The 16,776-nt window shown below is 41.2% G+C and carries 16 protein-coding genes; 2 read left to right on the top strand and 14 right to left on the bottom strand.

What is annotated here, in order from left to right; all coding sequences use genetic code 11:
• Positions 1 to 50: 50 nt before the first annotated feature.
• The 9 genes from ACXYSM_RS01540 to ACXYSM_RS01500 form a co-directional block, all read right to left on the bottom strand.
• Positions 51 to 1,004, bottom strand: a complete 954-nt coding sequence (locus ACXYSM_RS01540) for a class I SAM-dependent methyltransferase (protein ID WP_458634102.1) — start codon at positions 1,002 to 1,004, stop codon at positions 51 to 53.
• A gap of 95 nt (positions 1,005 to 1,099) precedes the next feature.
• Entirely contained in the window at positions 1,100 to 1,675 is a 576-nt protein-coding gene (gene rpoE / locus ACXYSM_RS01535; RefSeq protein ID WP_006148015.1) for a DNA-directed RNA polymerase subunit delta, read from the bottom strand.
• Between the two features lie 177 nt (positions 1,676 to 1,852).
• Positions 1,853 to 3,052: an ABC transporter permease gene (locus tag ACXYSM_RS01530; protein WP_458634101.1), complete on the bottom strand. Its 1,200-nt coding sequence runs from the start codon at positions 3,050 to 3,052 to the stop codon at positions 1,853 to 1,855.
• Positions 3,049 to 3,942: an ABC transporter ATP-binding protein gene (locus ACXYSM_RS01525; RefSeq protein WP_458634100.1), complete on the bottom strand. Its 894-nt coding sequence runs from the start codon at positions 3,940 to 3,942 to the stop codon at positions 3,049 to 3,051. The genes ACXYSM_RS01530 and ACXYSM_RS01525 overlap by 4 nt, the downstream gene beginning before the upstream one ends.
• Positions 3,943 to 4,136: 194 nt before the next feature.
• The gene (gene pheT / locus ACXYSM_RS01520) at positions 4,137 to 6,542 is read right to left on the bottom strand and encodes a phenylalanine--tRNA ligase subunit beta (protein WP_458634099.1); all 2,406 of its coding nucleotides are present in this window, start codon (positions 6,540 to 6,542) and stop codon (positions 4,137 to 4,139) included.
• Between the two features lie 130 nt (positions 6,543 to 6,672).
• Positions 6,673 to 7,719 carry a phenylalanine--tRNA ligase subunit alpha gene (gene pheS, locus ACXYSM_RS01515; protein ID WP_458634098.1) on the bottom strand — a complete coding sequence of 349 codons (1,047 nt, stop codon included), beginning with the start codon at positions 7,717 to 7,719 and terminating at the stop codon, positions 6,673 to 6,675.
• 278 nt (positions 7,720 to 7,997) lie between these two features.
• Positions 7,998 to 8,714 (bottom strand): LD-carboxypeptidase LdcB/DacB, encoded by a 717-nt coding sequence (ldcB, locus tag ACXYSM_RS01510; protein ID WP_414277204.1) that lies wholly within the window; start codon positions 8,712 to 8,714, stop codon positions 7,998 to 8,000.
• A 3-nt stretch (positions 8,715 to 8,717) separates the two neighbouring features.
• Positions 8,718 to 9,188, bottom strand: coding sequence for an HIT family protein (locus ACXYSM_RS01505; RefSeq protein ID WP_458634097.1), 471 nt, complete (start codon positions 9,186 to 9,188; stop codon positions 8,718 to 8,720).
• 1 nt (position 9,189) lies between these two features.
• On the bottom strand, positions 9,190 to 10,227 hold the full coding sequence (locus ACXYSM_RS01500) for a M42 family metallopeptidase (protein WP_458634096.1): 1,038 nt from the start codon (positions 10,225 to 10,227) through the stop codon (positions 9,190 to 9,192).
• Between the two features lie 133 nt (positions 10,228 to 10,360).
• On the opposite strand from ACXYSM_RS01500, the gene ACXYSM_RS01495 reads away from it, so the two are divergent.
• Positions 10,361 to 10,897 carry a DUF1307 domain-containing protein gene (locus ACXYSM_RS01495; RefSeq protein WP_458634095.1) on the top strand — a complete coding sequence of 179 codons (537 nt, stop codon included), beginning with the start codon at positions 10,361 to 10,363 and terminating at the stop codon, positions 10,895 to 10,897.
• A 38-nt stretch (positions 10,898 to 10,935) separates the two neighbouring features.
• Here the strand turns inward: ACXYSM_RS01495 and brnQ are convergent, their stop codons facing one another.
• From brnQ to ACXYSM_RS01470, 5 genes are all read right to left on the bottom strand, one after another.
• On the bottom strand, positions 10,936 to 12,261 hold the full coding sequence (brnQ, locus tag ACXYSM_RS01490) for a branched-chain amino acid transport system II carrier protein (RefSeq protein ID WP_458634094.1): 1,326 nt from the start codon (positions 12,259 to 12,261) through the stop codon (positions 10,936 to 10,938).
• Positions 12,262 to 12,426: 165 nt separating this feature from the next.
• A complete protein-coding gene (locus ACXYSM_RS01485) occupies positions 12,427 to 12,708 on the bottom strand; it encodes a rhodanese-like domain-containing protein (RefSeq protein ID WP_458634093.1) in 282 nt (93 codons plus the stop codon).
• Positions 12,705 to 13,295 (bottom strand): uracil-DNA glycosylase family protein, encoded by a 591-nt coding sequence (locus tag ACXYSM_RS01480; RefSeq protein ID WP_458634092.1) that lies wholly within the window; start codon positions 13,293 to 13,295, stop codon positions 12,705 to 12,707. Before ACXYSM_RS01480 ends, ACXYSM_RS01485 begins: the two co-directional genes overlap by 4 nt.
• 53 nt (positions 13,296 to 13,348) lie before the next feature.
• Positions 13,349 to 14,749: a dipeptidase PepV gene (pepV, locus tag ACXYSM_RS01475; RefSeq protein ID WP_458634091.1), complete on the bottom strand. Its 1,401-nt coding sequence runs from the start codon at positions 14,747 to 14,749 to the stop codon at positions 13,349 to 13,351.
• A gap of 9 nt (positions 14,750 to 14,758) precedes the next feature.
• Complete coding sequence (locus ACXYSM_RS01470; protein WP_458634090.1) at positions 14,759 to 15,364, bottom strand: nitroreductase family protein; 606 nt, start codon at positions 15,362 to 15,364, stop codon at positions 14,759 to 14,761.
• Between the two features lie 231 nt (positions 15,365 to 15,595).
• Between ACXYSM_RS01470 and ACXYSM_RS01465 the strand changes: the two genes are divergently transcribed.
• Positions 15,596 to 16,405 carry an amino acid ABC transporter substrate-binding protein gene (locus ACXYSM_RS01465; protein ID WP_458634089.1) on the top strand — a complete coding sequence of 270 codons (810 nt, stop codon included), beginning with the start codon at positions 15,596 to 15,598 and terminating at the stop codon, positions 16,403 to 16,405.
• Positions 16,406 to 16,776: the final 371 nt, after the last annotated feature.

The raw sequence follows: 16,776 nt of genomic DNA, 5'->3' as shown, positions 1-16,776 counted from the left end.
AATTTTATTCCCCTTTTTAAGCGTTTTCAACTATTATATCAAAATTTACACTAGATTTCATGCCCTTGACACCAATTTTGAAAATTTTCCTTAAATTCCATCAAAATCTCAGGGTCACGAAGACTTGTCAGTGGATATACAAATGGCTCAACCCCTTCTCCCGTCTTCTTTTGTAGGACAAAAATGGTCTTAGACTGGGCTCCTTGGGCAAAGAGATCCTCTGGCAAAGCTATGATAGCTACTAATTGAGCCTGTTCAGTGAGCCAGGATTTCAAGAGATCACTCTGAGGACTTGTCAGGAGATCTGTTGGAGCTAGAAAAATCGCATAGCCTCCTGTCCTGAGATACTTGAGTGATTGTTCCATTAACAAATGATGAGCGTAAGTATGTTCGCCCTCAGCTGCAACTTGGTAACGCGAAGCTATCTGATTATCTGGGTAGTAGCCAATAGGAAGGTCGCTCACAATGATATCACTTTCTTTTAATACTTGTGGACGTACCGCATCTCCTTGGACAAAGCCCATTTGAAGATCCATAACTTCTGCCATACTTGCAGCCAAATCAATTAAGAGATCATCTATCTCAATTCCGAGATAGTCTACTTTTTTGTTCATAGCTATCAAGAAGCTAGCACCCAAGATTCCCATCCCAGAACCCAACTCTAATAGACTTAAATCTTCAGCGGGCCACAGTTGTTCTATCAAAAAAATTATCAAGTGACCAACCGCATCCGGGGTGAACTGGTGATTGGCTTGAAGAGGTTCTGTTTGCCCTGCCTTCATTAACAAAAATTGATAGGTCCGTAACCACTCCTCTTTTCGGAGTGCCAATCGTTTTAGAGCCTGGTTATTTTTTTTGACTTGCTCTAGATTGGTTTGACCATCTAGATAAATCCCATTTTGTTCAATTAAGGCATCATAAAAGCTTGTCGCCAAATCGTTTTGAATGATTTGGACATTTTCTAGTAAATAGGTATATGCTTGTTCAATTTTTTCAAAATCCATAATCTTATCTTACCAAAAATTGGACTATTTTTCCATTCTTCCTTATGAGAAAATGAACTAAAAAAACAACAAGGACATTTCCTTGTTGTTTGGTATTATTCTTCTTCTTCCTCAGAATCTTCGTCATCTTCTTCAACGAGATCAACATCTTCCCCAAGATCGTCTGGTGCGATTTCGTTGATTTCAGCGTCGTAGGCTTCTACTTCGTTCTTCTCATCGTCTGGATTTTCATCATCATAAGAAAGAGCTGGATCTTCTTCGTAGGCGTCCTCATCCTCTGGATCATCTGCACCATAATCAATGGCATCCGTATCTCCATCCATAAAGGCATTAACACGTTTTTTCTTAGCCTTAGGTGCTACTTCTTCATCGTCACTTTCTTCAAGAGCAATGATTTCTTCGTCAATTTCATCTACTCCATACCATGAACGAAGGCCCCATTTGTTATCTCCAAGTGAGATAAAGCTACCATCAAAGTTCAACTCTGTATAGAACAAAGGTAGGGCTTCGCGAATATCGCTATTAGAGGTACCAAGATAGTTTTGGATTTCATTGACTAAATCGCTAAAATGCATCTCGTGATCGCGACCACGTTGTTCCAAGATGGCACGAGCCACCTCAATCATAGATAGTTCACTTTTTTCTTGCCCAGCAAATACTTCTAATTCCAAAGCGTTTCTCCTCTTTTTTTTACTACTAAAGCCAGAGCATATAAACTCTGGTCTCATTTTATCACGTACTTTTTATTGTACGATAATTTTCTTTATTAGTCAAAGGTTTAGAAGAAATAATGTGAAATATTTCAGTTAATTGAAAGACCTGGGAGATACATTCACAGGTCTGTTACTTTATTTATAGCTTAAAGCTCGTTTAAAGGTTTTCCAGATACCTAAATCATCTGTTTGGAGGACTAGGCTGGCATACATACGTCCGATAAAGGCTGTTGCGGTTACGGCAAATACAACTGTTATTGCAAGCGAAATCCATGCTTCTAAACTACTTGCATAACCATTAATAGCTCTGAAAGGCATAAAGAAAGTTGAGATGAATGGGATATAGGAGCCGATTTTCAAAATCAAATTGTCTCCTGCAGCGCCTAGGGCAGTAACGCCAACAAAACCAGCTATTATCAAAATCATCAACGGAGATAAGGCCTTTCCTGCATCTTCAGGGCGAGAAACCATAGAACCTAAGAAGGCTGCCAAAACCACATACATAAAGAGACTGACCAAGACAAACAACAAGGTATTGACTGAGAAGGCTTCTCCTAAGTGGTTTAGGATACCTGAATTGGCCAAGATAGGCATATCTTTAAAGAATAAGATTGCTCCCAGTCCGCCTACAACATAAATACCAATATGAGTCAAAATGACAAGAAGTAAGGCAATCATACGAGCGTAAAAGTAGTGACTAGCACGAATACTTGAGAAGACCACCTCCATAATTTTTGTCCCTTTTTCACTAGCCACTTCTTGAGCTGTGACACTAGCATAAGTAATCAAAATCATATAGAGGAAGAAACCCAGTCCAGCTGCTGCAAAGGTTTGGACCATCTTTTTACTTTCCTTGGCTTCATCAATCTGCTCTGAGAATTGAATCGTTTGTGCCAAGTGTTGTTCCTGTTCCTGAGATAAATGCGCCTCCGTACGGTTGAGTTGGTATTGGAGTTCATTCAACTTAGTGGTCACAGCTAACTTTATACCACTTTCAAGGGAAGTTTCACCGTGATAGACTGCCTTGAGGACACTACCTTCTTGGTCAATCGTTAGATAGCCCTTGATTTTTTCATCCTTGACAGCTTCTTGGGCGCTTGCTTCATCCTGATAGTCAAAATTAATGCCATTGGTCGATTTAAGACTCTCTGTTACAGCAGGCACTGAACTAACTACTGCCACCTTATTATTCTGAGCTAGAGAGGAGCCTTGGAGATAGCCAATTCCACCAGACAAGCCGATAAAGAGAAAAGGTGAGATTACCATAAAGAAGAAACTCCAGGATTTTACATGACGTAGATAAGTTTCTTTGATTACAACCAACATATTTCTCATACTTCCACCCCTGATTCTAGTTTAAAGATTTCATCAATTGTCGGAGCTTGCTGGTCAAAGGTCGCAATATAGTGTCCTTGAGTCAAGATAGTAAAGAGCTCCTGCCCAGCATTTTCATCATCTAGAACGAGTTTCCAAGTCCCCTGCTTGGTCAAGCTCACATGAGTGACATGAGGAAGACTTTCCAGTTCTTCCTGGCTTTTTTCACTTGCAACAAAAAGTCTCGTTTTGCCATATTGATTCCGAACATCTTGGACAGGTCCATGTAAGACTACTTGTCCATCACGAATCATAAGGATATCATCACAGAGTTCTTCGACATTGGTCATGACGTGGTCTGAGAAGATAATGGTCGCCCCACGTTCTTTTTCTTTGAGGATAACCTGCTTGAGCAACTCGGTATTAACTGGGTCTAGGCCACTAAAGGGTTCATCAAGGATAATCAAATCTGGTTCATGCATTAAAGTAATGATCAGCTGGATTTTTTGTTGATTCCCTTTCGAGAGACTCTTAATCTTGTCTGCCAATTTTCCCTTTACTTCTAGCTTCTCCATCCATTGAGGGAGTTTTTCTTTGACTTCTTTTGCATCCATGCCTTTTAGGGTTGCCAAATAACGCACTTGTTCTAGAACTGTCAACTTAGGCATGAGGCTACGTTCCTCAGGTAAATAGCCAATCCGAGCATAGGTTTCCTGACGAATATCCTCGCCATCAAACTGAATGTCTCCCTGATAATCTAAAAATTTCAAAATACTATGGAAAATAGTGGTCTTTCCTGCACCATTTTTTCCAACTAGACCTAAAATACGCCCTGGTAGTGCTTGGAAATCTACACCAAATAGAACTTGCTTAGGGCCAAAACTTTTTTCAAGATTACGGACTTCTAACATATGCCACCTCCTACTAATCTTACCCTCATTATACTCCTTTTTTTAGCCATTACAAGGATTTATGTACATTTTTATTAGTAGAATTTACTAGGAATTTTTTTCTCAAAACAAATCAGATTCAACCTTATTTTTCTTTCTAATATTAGGCATTTACAAAGATAAAAAAATCCATCCTTAGGATGGATTTTTTACTGTTAACGCACTTCTGCATTCACTTTTTCTTCGAGCGATGCTTGGATTTTTTCCATGTAGCGTGCGACTTCTTCGTCTGTCAAGCTATCTTCTGGATTTTGGAAGGTCAAGCTATAAGCCATAGACTTCATACCAAGTCCTAGTTTTTCACCTGAGAAGACATCAAATAGTTTGATAGCTGTCAAACGTTTCACTCCTGCAGCTCGAATGGCATCAACTACATCTTGGTGAGTGACTTCTGCTTTGAGAAGAAGAGCGATATCACGACTCACCGCTGGGAACTTGGTAATTTCCACAAATGGAGCAGCTGGTTGAAGGGCTGCTTCGATAGCTGAAAGGTTCAGTTCTGCTACATAAGTCTCTGGAATATCATAAGCCTTAGCTGTTACAGGGTGCACTTGACCGAGGAAACCAAGAATTTGGTCACCGAGTGAGATCAAGGCTGTACGTCCTGGGTGGAGGCTCTTGATCTCTTGCGTTGCGGTATAAGTCACCTCAAGTCCTAGACGAGCAAAGAGGGCTTCCAAGATTCCCTTGGCATAGAAGAAGTCAACAGGGACTGCTGGTGTTTGGAAGTCTTTTTCAGCGACTAAGCCTGTCAAAGCAAAGGCAAAGCTATTGATTTCATTTGGCAATTCTTCTTTTGGATTTCCTGTTTGCTCGAAGACTTTTCCAATCTCGTAAAGGGCCAAGTCTTTGTTCTTACGAGCCACGTTGTAAGCAACGGTATCCAAAATACCTGAAACCATATTTTGACGGAGGACGGAACGATCCACAGTCATTGGCCACATGAGCTCTGTTAAGTTGCTTGGAGCTGTAGTGAACTCCACTGCTTTTTCAGGTGTTGTCAGAGCGTAGGTAATGATTTCAGTCAGACCTGCCCCTTCTGCAATGGTGCGCACTTTACGACGCAATTTTTGAGTCGCAGTCAATTCACCGGCTGTCCCATCGTCTTTTGGTAGACTAGTTGGCAAGCGGTCATACCCATAAATACGTGCGATTTCTTCAAAGAGGTCCGCTTCGATAGTGATGTCCCAACGGCGACGTGGTACGCTCACTGTGAAGCTTTCTGCATTTCCAGAAAGGCCAAAACCAAGACGACGGAAGACATCTTCGACATCCGCGTAGGAAAGCTCTGTTCCAAGGACACGGTTCACGTCTGTAAGAGTGGAAGAAACTTCCACATCTGAAGTATCCAACTGGCCTGCTGAAACGATGCCCTTACGCACGGTTGCACCAGCCAATTCTGCAATCATGCTCGCTGCCGCATCGAGGGCTTCATTAACGGTTGCCACATTGATACCTTTTTCAAAGCGAGAAGATGATTCTGAACGCAGGTTGAGGCGACCACTTGTCTTACGGATAGATTTGCCATTGAAGACAGCAGCTTCAAGGACGACACGACTAGACTTTTCAGAGATTTCTGTAGCCTGACCACCCATGACACCTGCAAGGGCTACTGGTTGGTCTGCAACAGTGATCACGAGGTCACTTGTTTCCAACTCACGCTCTTCCCCATCCAAGGTCACTAATTTCTCACCAGCACGTGCTTCACGTACGCGGATGTCAGTCCCTTCAAAGGTATCCAAGTCAAAGGCATGCATAGGCTGACCAAAGTAAAGCAAGATGTAATTGGTTACGTCGACTACGTTATTGATTGGACGGATGCCTTCATTCATGAGGAGATTTTGCAACCATTGTGGACTTGGTGCGATGGTTACGTTGTCCAAGATGCGGGCTGCATAATAAGGAGCCTTGTCTGTATCAATGCTGACAGAAAGAGCATCCGCTGCAACTTGGTCTGTTTCTGTTAAGGTAAATTCTTTAAAGGTCACTGCCTTGTCATAGATAGCTGCCACTTCGTGCGCAACCCCACGCATAGAAAGAGCGTCTGCACGGTTTGGAGTGATGGAAAGTTCGATAATTTCATCATCCAAGTCTAGATAGGAGAATACTTCCTCACCTGGAACAGCATCATCTGGCAAGATTTGGATGCCATCTGCGAATTCCTTTGGTACAACGGAGTCAGAAATGCCCAATTCACCAAGTGAACAGATCATCCCTAGTGACTCTAAGCCACGGATTTTCCCTTTTTTAATCTTGTAGTTATCCGCAATGCGAGCACCCGGAAGAGCCACCATAACTTTGATGCCTGCACGCACATTTGGTGCTCCACAGACGATTTGACGAGCTTCTTCTTCACCCACATTGACTTGGCAGACATGCAAGTGTGTTTCTGGCACATCTTCACAAGACAAGACTTCTCCGACGACAATTTTTGAGAGACCAGCAGCTGGTGATTCCACACCTTCTACCTCGATCCCTGTAGTTGACATTTTTTCAGCCAACTCTTGTGATGGCACATCAATGTCCACTAATTCTTTTAACCATTTGTATGATACTAACATAATTCTGATCGTAAGATCTCAATAAGTGAGACCTTTTCAATTCCTTTCTTTTTCTTAAAGTCAGTCCTCACCATTTCTCACCGAGAGAAAATGATCAGAACTGTATAGGATTGTGTTTCAGGTTTCAATCTTATTTAAACTGTTCTGAGAAGCGAATATCTCCTTGGTAGAATCCACGGATATCGTTGATTCCATAACGGAGCATAGCTACACGCTCTTGTCCAAGACCAAAGGCAAAACCAGAGTAAACAGTTGCATCGATACTACTCATCTCAAGGACACGTGGATGAACCATACCGGCACCCATAATCTCGATCCAACCAGTTTTCTTACATACGTTACAGCCGGCTCCTCCACACTTGAAGCATGAAACATCCACCTCAACAGAAGGCTCAGTGAACGGGAAGTATGATGGACGCAAACGGATTTGACGCTCTTTACCAAACATTTTTTGTACAATCAACTGGAGGGTTCCTTGAAGGTCAGCCATAGAGATGTTTTTCCCAACAACCAAACCTTCGATTTGGTGGAACTGGTGACTGTGAGTTGCATCATCCGTATCACGACGGAATACACGTCCTGGTGAGATCATCTTCAAAGGACCTTTTGAAAAATCATGGGCATCCATAGCACGCGCCTGAACTGGAGACGTGTGAGTACGGAGCAAGATTTCTTCTGTGATATAGAAAGTGTCCTGCATATCACGGGCAGGGTGGTCTTTTGGAAGATTCATACGTTCAAAGTTATAGTAGTCTTGTTCTACTTCAAAACCATCCACTACTTGGTAACCCATCCCGATGAAGATATCTTCAATTTCCTCACTAGTTTGTGTGAGGACGTGACGGTGACCAGTCGCAATTGGACGACCTGGAAGCGTAACATCAATGCTTTCACTTGCTAGTTGAGCTTCCACTTTCTTTTCTTCCAAGAGCTTAGCTGATTCTTCAAATGCAGCTGTCAAAACATCACGAGCTTCATTGACGTGTTTCCCGATAATAGGACGCATTTCTGCAGAAACGTCTTTCATCCCTTTAAGAATTTCAGTCAGTGATCCTTTTTTACCAAGGACAGAGACGCGCAATTCTTGCAGCTCTTTTTCATTTTCAGCAGAAATCTGCTTCAAGCTAGCTAGCGTTTCTTCACGAAGCGCTTTTAATTGTTCTTCAATAGTTGACATAATTCCTCCATCAGTCTCTCGTAGATAAAAAGAAAACCACATGCCAAAAACTCCACACTCGGAGCGTTGACACGCGGTACCATCCGTTTTTATCTGACAAGTCAGACCTTTATTTCTGAATCCATAGGCAAGTGAATTCACCCAGCTTTCATATAGAGAGCTTTCAGTCACGGCTCTCCTCCCTGATATATTTCCCCTGAGATACTAGTCTTGCAGATTCCTATTTAATTATTATTCATTTTATCAAATTTCAAGCATTCTTGCAAGATATTTTGCGACTAATCAACATAGTCTCCACCTTCAAAGCCGTAATACTCTTCCAAGCTGAGACCACTTGCAGCGATGTCCTTGGCTTCTTTTCCGACGTAGCGAAGGTGCCATTCTTCAGCCATATAGCCTGTTTCTTTTTCCTTACCTTTGAGATAGCGAACGACAAAACCATAGTCTGCAGCATGATCTAAAAGCCATTGGGCAGCTTTTTCTTCTGTCACTAAATCTCCATCTGTACCGATAAGGTCAAATGCTAGTCCAGTTTGGTGTTCACTATATCCAGGCCGTGCAGAATAGCGGTCAGCCTCTGCCTTTCCGTCTTTGTTGACATAGTCCTGATAAAGTTGAGTTTGAGTTTCATAACTTCTGAAACCACTATAGTGGTCGCTGATTGGGAAACCTGCTTCCTGCATAGCAGCAATAAGCTTCAACAACTCCGCCTTTGCTGTAGGATTTTCTCCAGGATTATAGTCCTTAGACAAGGGATAATGCTTATTAGCGATAACAATCTCATCGTACTTCCCTTGAACGCTATAGTAATCTCCCTTATTAACTACTTCTGCCTTTTTCTGGCTTGCTTCCTGAGATTTACTACCGACAGTCCCTTCTTGGACGGTTTTTTCTTCAGTTGAAGTCTGATTTTCTGAAGTCGCTGGCTTTTCTTGCGAACAAGCTGCCAATGTCAGGGCTAGCAATCCTGATAATACAAGGTATCTTTTTTTCATTGTTTATCCTTTCATTTCTATCATTTGGTCCAAAGTTTCAGATAAGGTTTCAACCAAACCTTCTAATTTGCTTCCCTTAACCTGATATTCTTCAGCGACCATTTCTTCCCAAGGAACCCACCAAACTGGACCACGACCATTAAGACCGTGTCCCTTCATATCACCCTCTCGTCTCGGAAAAATATGCCAGTGGGCATGTGCATCACCGTTTCCCAACAACTCTACATTCATCTTTTGAGCAGAAAAAGCTTTAGAGACAGCTTCTTGGACCAAGCTCATTTCCACTAAAAAGCGAATTTTGATACTTGGATTTAGATGGTGTAATTCTGTAACATGTTCCTTTGCCAGGAATAGAGTATAGCCTTCAAAATACTGGTGGTCTCCAATCACAACATATCCTGTTTCCAGTTCCTTCACAAAGTAAGGATTTTCCCCTGACTTAATCAATTCAATTCGTTGGCAAATCAAGCACATCTTAGTCTACCAATCCACTCTTGAGGTAAGCGTCTACCATACGCTCGGTAGCAAGAACAGAATCGATATGAGTCCGCTCGTAAGAGTGACTAGACTCGATACCCGCTCCTAGAAGAGCGTGTTTGACTTCTGCTCCAGCTGACATAGCTGCAGAAGCATCCGAACCGTAAAATGGATAGATATCGAGTTTAAATGGAATGTCTTGGTCTTTTGCCAAGGCAACCATATGTTGACGGAATTCATAGTGGTAAGGACCTGAAGCATCTTTGACACAGATAGATACTGTGTACTCGTCCGTCTGCTGGTCGTCCCCCATTGCTCCCATATCCACAGCCAGATATTCGACAACTTGACTAGGGATACTTGAGTTAGCACCATGCCCCACTTCCTCAAAGACTGAAAAGGCAAAATGCGTAGTGACAGGAAGTTCAACTCCTTCTTCCTTATAGACTTTGAGGAGATTGAGAAGGATAGCCGCACTGACCTTATCATCCAAATGACGCGATTTGATAAATCCTGTCTCAGTTACGACAGTTCGTGGGTCAAAGCTGATAAAGTCACCAACCTCAATACCAAGTGCGCGTGTTTCTTTTTCATTGGTCACTTTTTCATCCAAACGAACTTCCATATTGTCCTGCGTGCGTTCAGCAGTGCCAGCATCCTTGTAGACATGGCAAGAAGTCTGGTGGATCAAAATGGTACCAGAAACAGTTTTACCTGTACTAGCCACATGAACTGTACAGTTTTCGCCTTCAATCATATTCCAAGGATAGCCACCGATACGGTCCATTTTGAGACGACCGTCTGGTTTGACCGCACGAACAATAGCCCCCAAGGTATCCACATGGGCAGTTACATAACGTTGTTTGTCATCGTTTTTACCTTTAACAGTGACATTCACTCCACCTTTAGCAGTGCGTATTGGTTGATAGCCTAGTTTTTCAAGAGTCTCAACTAAATAATTCGTAATTTCACGTGTGAAACCAGTTGGCGATGCGATAGCAGTTAATTCTTTGATATATTTTACAGTTTGATTCATTTCTTCACCTCTTGCTACCATTATATCACTTTTCCCATTTTAGTATGTGTAAAAAGGAAAAACGAATATACTTTGATTGTAAAAGCATTTTATGGTATAATGAAAAAAGTTCTTATGATGAAAGGAAAAAAATATGAACAAATATTTCAAAACGACACTTCTCTTAGCCTTACCGTTGGCATTCTTGTTGGGATGTTCAAAACAAGCATCAACAACCTCGAACTCTTCAAAAGCAGAGACAACTGAGGTAAAAACTACTGAAGTTGAAACAACTGAAAAGAAATCCGAACTAAAAACTGTTACTTTTGTAAATGATTCTCAGCCCGGCATCCAGTCAACATTGACCTATACAGTTGATGGTGATAACGTTGTGAAACAAACCGCACATAACGTCGCTGACCCTGAAGCCCTAAACAATAATGCAGATGATTTAAAAAATCTAATTGAAGAAACCTACAAAGGATACAAGGGACTCAAAGGTGTCACATTATCAGTCGAGATTAAAGATGGTAAAGTCGTTCAAGACCTTGAAATCGACCTTTCAGTTGCAAGCCTAGATGAACTTAGAAAAGCTTTACCAGAAGAATACTCAGGCGTTGGAAAAAATGTAAGTTTTAAAGCCTCTAAGAAAATGTTAACAGAACATGGTTATAAAGAACAAACGAACTAATAGTAATTGAAAAAACCTTGGCATAAGCCAAGGTTTTTTTATTCCATCTCAAAAGGTTCACTCTTTTGCTTATTTGGAAGAACAAGAGATAGTAAGATTCCAACAATCGCTGGTACTAACCATGGCAAGGAAGCCTTAGCAAATGGTAGAGCATTCACAATATTGGCAAGGAAGGTCACTTCAAATGAACTTCCCAAGACACTAGCTACGGCAATAGCTGTTACAAGCCCCATTGTCAACTGCATACCTGGTTTTGAAAGTGGTACAAACTTGTTCACAATTACAATCATAACAATCACAATGGTAATTGGATACAAGATAACTAGGACAGGGATTGAATATTTAATGATTGCATCAAGACCAAGGTTGGCAATTGCAAAACCAATTAAGGTAAAGACAGTCGCATAAACCTTATAGCTGAGTTGTGGGAAGCGTCCATTAAAGAATTCCGCAGTTGAAACAATCAAACCAACAGTCGTCGTGAAGCAGGTTACTGTTACCATGGCTGCTAGGAATAATTGAGCTGTTGAACCAAAGATTTCTTGGGTCGCTTGCGACAAGATATAAACTCCTGGAGTTCCACCCTTCATCGCTTCTTCTGTCATCGGGAAGTGATTTCCAAGGAAACCTAAGCCGATGTAAAGGGCACTAAAGCCAAGCGCTACGACAATTCCGACTACCCAAATGGTTGAGATGTACTCTTTTTTACTTGAAAATCCAAGTTGTTTCAAGGTTTCAACCGCGATTACACTAAAGGCAACAGATGCGAGAGCATCTAGAGTATTATATCCTTCAAGGAATCCTGCTCCAAATGCTGAAGCTTGATATGCTTCTGTAGCTGCTTGTGGAGCATTTCCACCATATTTGAGAGCTCCAAGAATTACCAAGATGATAATCAAGAGGGCAAAAACTGGAGTCAAAACACGGCCGATACGATCCAAAATCTTTGAAGGATTAAGCGCGATTAAGAATGCTGCAACAAAGTAGATAAGGGTAAAGACAATCAAGCCTAGACCTTTGTCAGCATCTGCCAAGAGGGGACTAATCCCTACTGCATAAGAAGTTGTTGCAGTACGTGGAATGGCAAAGAATGGACCAATCGACAAGTACAAAACTGCTAGATAAATCGTTGCAAACCAAGGGGAAATCTTTGTAGAAATCTCATAGATATATCCCTTAGGATTTAAGGTCCCGATGATCAAGGTCAAGACGGCAAGTCCGACACCTGAAAGTACAAATCCTGCAATGGCAGGGAGAAAGTGTTCCCCAGATTGAGCACCTAGGGTAGGGGGGAAAATCAAATTACCCGCACCAAAAAATATTCCAAACAGGAGTAATCCTGTTAAAGCACCTTTTTTAGCCATAAACTCTCCTTATAAAAAATAAAATACTTTCTTAGTATAACATGATTAAAGGCTTGAAAAGGCTATCTCGGAATAATTTTAAAATGTTTTCAATTTTCTGATTTTTAGAGCAAATAAACTCCCTTTAAAACCTTTCTTATTTTCGGTCTTAAAGGGAGTTTTTTCTTATTCTAAGGCATCCATGCCACCTTGGACATTGATAACCTCATATCCTTGTTCTGCTAAAAATTGACAAGCGCGTGCTGAACGCATTCCTGATTTACAAATTACGTAGTAAAGTTGGTCTTTGTCCAGTTGTTTATAAGTATCCGCTAATTGGCTGAGAGGTAAATTACGAGCGCCTTCTAAATGAAGAGTCTCAAATTCCTCTACTTCTCTCACATCTAATACAGAAAGCGACTCTTTCTGGTATAGTTGGTAAAAATCATTAAAAGTAATTTCTTTCATTTTTCTTCTCCGAGAATTTTTTGAATTCTTTCTTTCAAGTCAGGCAAGACTTCTTCCTCAAACCAAGGATTTTTTTTCATCCAGATTTGGTTACGAGGTGATGGGTGTACCAGAGGGAAATAATCTGGCAAATACTCTTTAAATTGACGGACACGATCTGTTACCTTTCCACTGACTTTATCATGTAGATAGTAGGCTTGGGCATACTGACCAATCAAGAGTGTTAATTGAATATCTGGCAATTCTTTCAGAAGTTTAGGGTGCCACTTTTCTGCAAAACCAGGACGAGGTGGTAGGTCTCCGGATGTCCCATGTCCTGGAAAATAGAAATCCATGGGCATGACAGCAAAGTAACCTGAATTGTAAAAAGTATCTTCGTCCACACCCAACCACTCTCGCAAGCGGTCGCCACTTTTATCCTTCCAGTATAGTCCTGCTTCTTGTGTTTTGAGACCTGGCGCCTGCCCGATGATATTAATACGAGCAGTTTTGGGAGCTGCAAAGAGAGGTTCGATTCCTTGCTCAGTATAGTGTTGATTTTGTGGGTCAGCCATGATGGCTTGTTTGATTCTTTCGATTTGAGACATCTACTCTCCCTCCAAAAAGAAGTCTAAGCATAAAATCTCAGACTTCTATAGCATTATTTGATCAATTCATAGATAGCTTCAGCGTAGATGGCTGTTGCACGGAAGAGATCATCCAAGGCGATAAATTCGTTGGCTTGGTGCATGGTATCGATAGAATCTGGGAACATCGCACCGTAGGCTACACCACGCTCTAAGAGACGTCCGAAAGTTCCGCCTCCGATAACTTGCTCATGACCTTGAAGACCTGTTTGTTTTTCATAAACATTTAACAAGGTTTGGACAAGTGGATCTTCCATTGGTACATAGTGAGGTGTGTGACCATGTTCTGATAAGCTAACAGATACAACTGGCAAGCTTTCAAGAACTGACTTGATTTGCTCTGGACTTGTTCCTTTTGGATAACGAAAGTTAAGGGCAATGGTATTGTCAGCACTTGTTTCATCAAAGCGGAAGACACCAGCATTCATAGAAAGGGCACCCATCTTTTCATCCACATGAGCCACTTTCAAGTTTTTGCCTTCGTGGTCATTCAAAAGAATCTTACCAGCAATGTCAAGGAAGTCTTTTGCAGATCCTTCAAAGGCAAATTGGCTGAGGAAGAGAGCAAGGTAAGTCGCACCATTGACACCTGAAGCAGGCATAGCACCGTGAGCAGATTTACCGATAATCGTAACCTTGTACTTGCCGTTCTCTTCTTGAATTTCTCCTCTAAGCTTGTGCTCTGCAACAAAGGCATTTAGTTTCGCTTGCAAATCAGCCAAGTCCCCTGAAACGACTGCTGTTGCTGATTCTGGCACCATGTTTTCACGCAAACCACCTGTGAAGCTGTGAAGACGAGCTGCACCCTTGTTTTCACCAGCAAAGTGGAGGTATTCTGTGATATTTCCTTTTTCACCATTAATAATAGGGAATTCAGCATCTGGAGAGAAACCAAAGTCTGGCTTCGCAAGTCCTACATGCTCAAAGTAGTAGTCCATATCTGCCCAACCTGATTCTTCATCAGTTCCGACAATAAAGCGAACTTTTTTAGAAGTTGGAAGACCAAGTTCTTTAATGATTTTCAAACCATAGTAACAAGCCGTTGTAGGACCTTTGTCATCTGAAGCACCACGCGCATAGAGACGACCATCTTTGATAGTTGGAGTGTAAGGATCAGTGTCCCAACCACTACCTGCTGGCACCACGTCCATGTGGGCAAAAATACCGAGAACTTCTTCCCCTTCACCAAACTCAAAATGTCCTGCATAGTTGTCGACATTTTTTGTTGGGTAACCATCACGGTCTGCGATTTCAAGGAATTTCTCCAAAGCTTTTACCGGACCAGGTCCAAATGGGTGCTCCGCATCTGCCTCACTGTCATCGCGTTCTGAGTTGATTTCTAAGAGGCTAAATAAGTCAGCCAAGAGGGCTTCTTTACGTTTTTCTACTTCTGCTGTAAAATCAATAACTGTCATTTTTACTTCCTATCTTTTTTCGATAATTTCATCTACTGGCAAGCGGTAGCTTGGTTCCAACTTCTCGTCTGTGTACCCTACTGTGATCAAAAGTTCTGGACGGAAGCGCTCTTCAATTTCCAAGACTTCATTGGCTTTTGATTTATCAAAACCAAGGATAATGTTTGAACCGATTCCCTGGTCAGTCAATGCAAGGACTAGGTTCATCGCAACCAACCCTGCATTAAGGGCTAGGTAGTCACTGATTTGTTGTTCATTGTAACGCGCAAACTCTGCTGGAAGATTTTTCATAAAGTACTGAAGTTGTTCTTCTGAGAAGTTCTTTGCTCCACCAACACGGGCAATCTTGCGAGCTCGTTTAGCTAGGTCAGTATCTGTAAACAAGGCAATGGTTACAGGGGCAGATGCTACTTGCTCAAAGTTTGCACCGTAAGCTAATTTGGCTAGTTCAGCATTTCTCTCACGAACCACAACAAACTTCCAAGGCTGACTATTGTGAGCACTCGGTGCCAAGGTTGCGATTTCAATAGCTGTTCGAACATCCTTGGGATCAACCGGTTTATCAATAAAATGCTTAGTCGCATGACGTTTTTTATTTAACTCAAGAAATTTCATAATTGATTTCCTTTTCTATTTCTACTGCTTCCATTTTACCACATTCTGAAAGAGCTTGCAGAGATTTTTCATTAGTGACCTAAATTATCTTTTTCTTATCTGATTTAAATTTTAGATTACAAACTTAAACTGAAAATTATAATATTTTTCTATCACTTCCATAAAAAATATATATTGGCTATTTGATTGATTGTCTGGTAAGCTAGATAGCATTAAGTAAAGGAGACACACATGAAAAAATTATTCTTATTATTAGCCATTAGTCCCTTGCTGGTGGCCTGTGGACAATCTAAACAGGAAAGTGCTTCAACTTCTACTACTAGCCCTAAAACCATTGTCGTAGCAACTGCTGGAGACATTCCACCTTTTGACTTTGAACAAGATGGTAATTTAACTGGATATGATGTTGAAGTTTTAAAAGCGGTCGATGAAAAACTAGATCAATACAAGATTGAATTTCAAAAAACAGCTTGGGAAAGTATCTTCCCTGGAGTTGATGCTGGACGTTACCAAGCTGCTGCCAACAACTTGAGCTACACCAAAGAGAGAGCCGACAAATACCTCTACTCCCTACCTATCGCTAAAAATCCTTTGGTTCTCGTGAGCAGAAAAGACAAGGTTCTTACCTCTCTCCAAGACATCGCTGGTAAAACTACACAGGATGACACTGGAACTTCTACTGCCAAGGTCGTTACTGACTGGAATCAAAACCACTCCGACAATCCTGCCACCATCCAATACTCTGGTGAGGATGTCGCTAAACGCCTGACTGACCTCGCCAATGGTGAATTTGATTTCCTAATCTTTGACAAAATCTCTGTTCAAAAAATTATCCAAGACCGTGGCTTAGACTTGAACGTAGTTGACTTGGAGAGCAATGACAATCCGAATAACTACATTATCTTCTCAAGCGACGAAAAAGAGTTCAAAGAGCAATTTGACAAGGTCCTCAAAGAACTCTATCAAGACGGAACCCTTGAAAAACTCAGCAAGACCTATCTTGGTGGTTCTTACCTACCAGATGCATCAGAATTAAAATAAAGAACAAGCAGTATCGAATATAAATAAGCTCTCGTATAGAGAGCTTTTTGCATACAAAAAAAGCCATCCTAGCGGATGACTTTCTAGCAACCGAATCGGTGCTCACTTTTTCAAGTTGTGTACGGACAAAGCCTTATTTTAACTTGCTGTGTTGTTTCGAATAGTTCCAACACTCATATTGTACTTCATTCTTTAAAAAATATCAAGAAATAACACATATAACAGGACAACATCATATCTTGACTTTTAATATTGAAAACGTTCTATATTTTGTTGATTTTAACAAGTAAAAGATATATAATTTAGTTGATGTTAATATATTAGCGTTTGCTAAGAGTAATCTAAAAAAGATAATAAAATGGGAGAGAAAT

The organism is Streptococcus sp. V940 (genome assembly GCF_054353495.1).
This window is presented reverse-complemented; position numbering and strand designations above follow the sequence as displayed.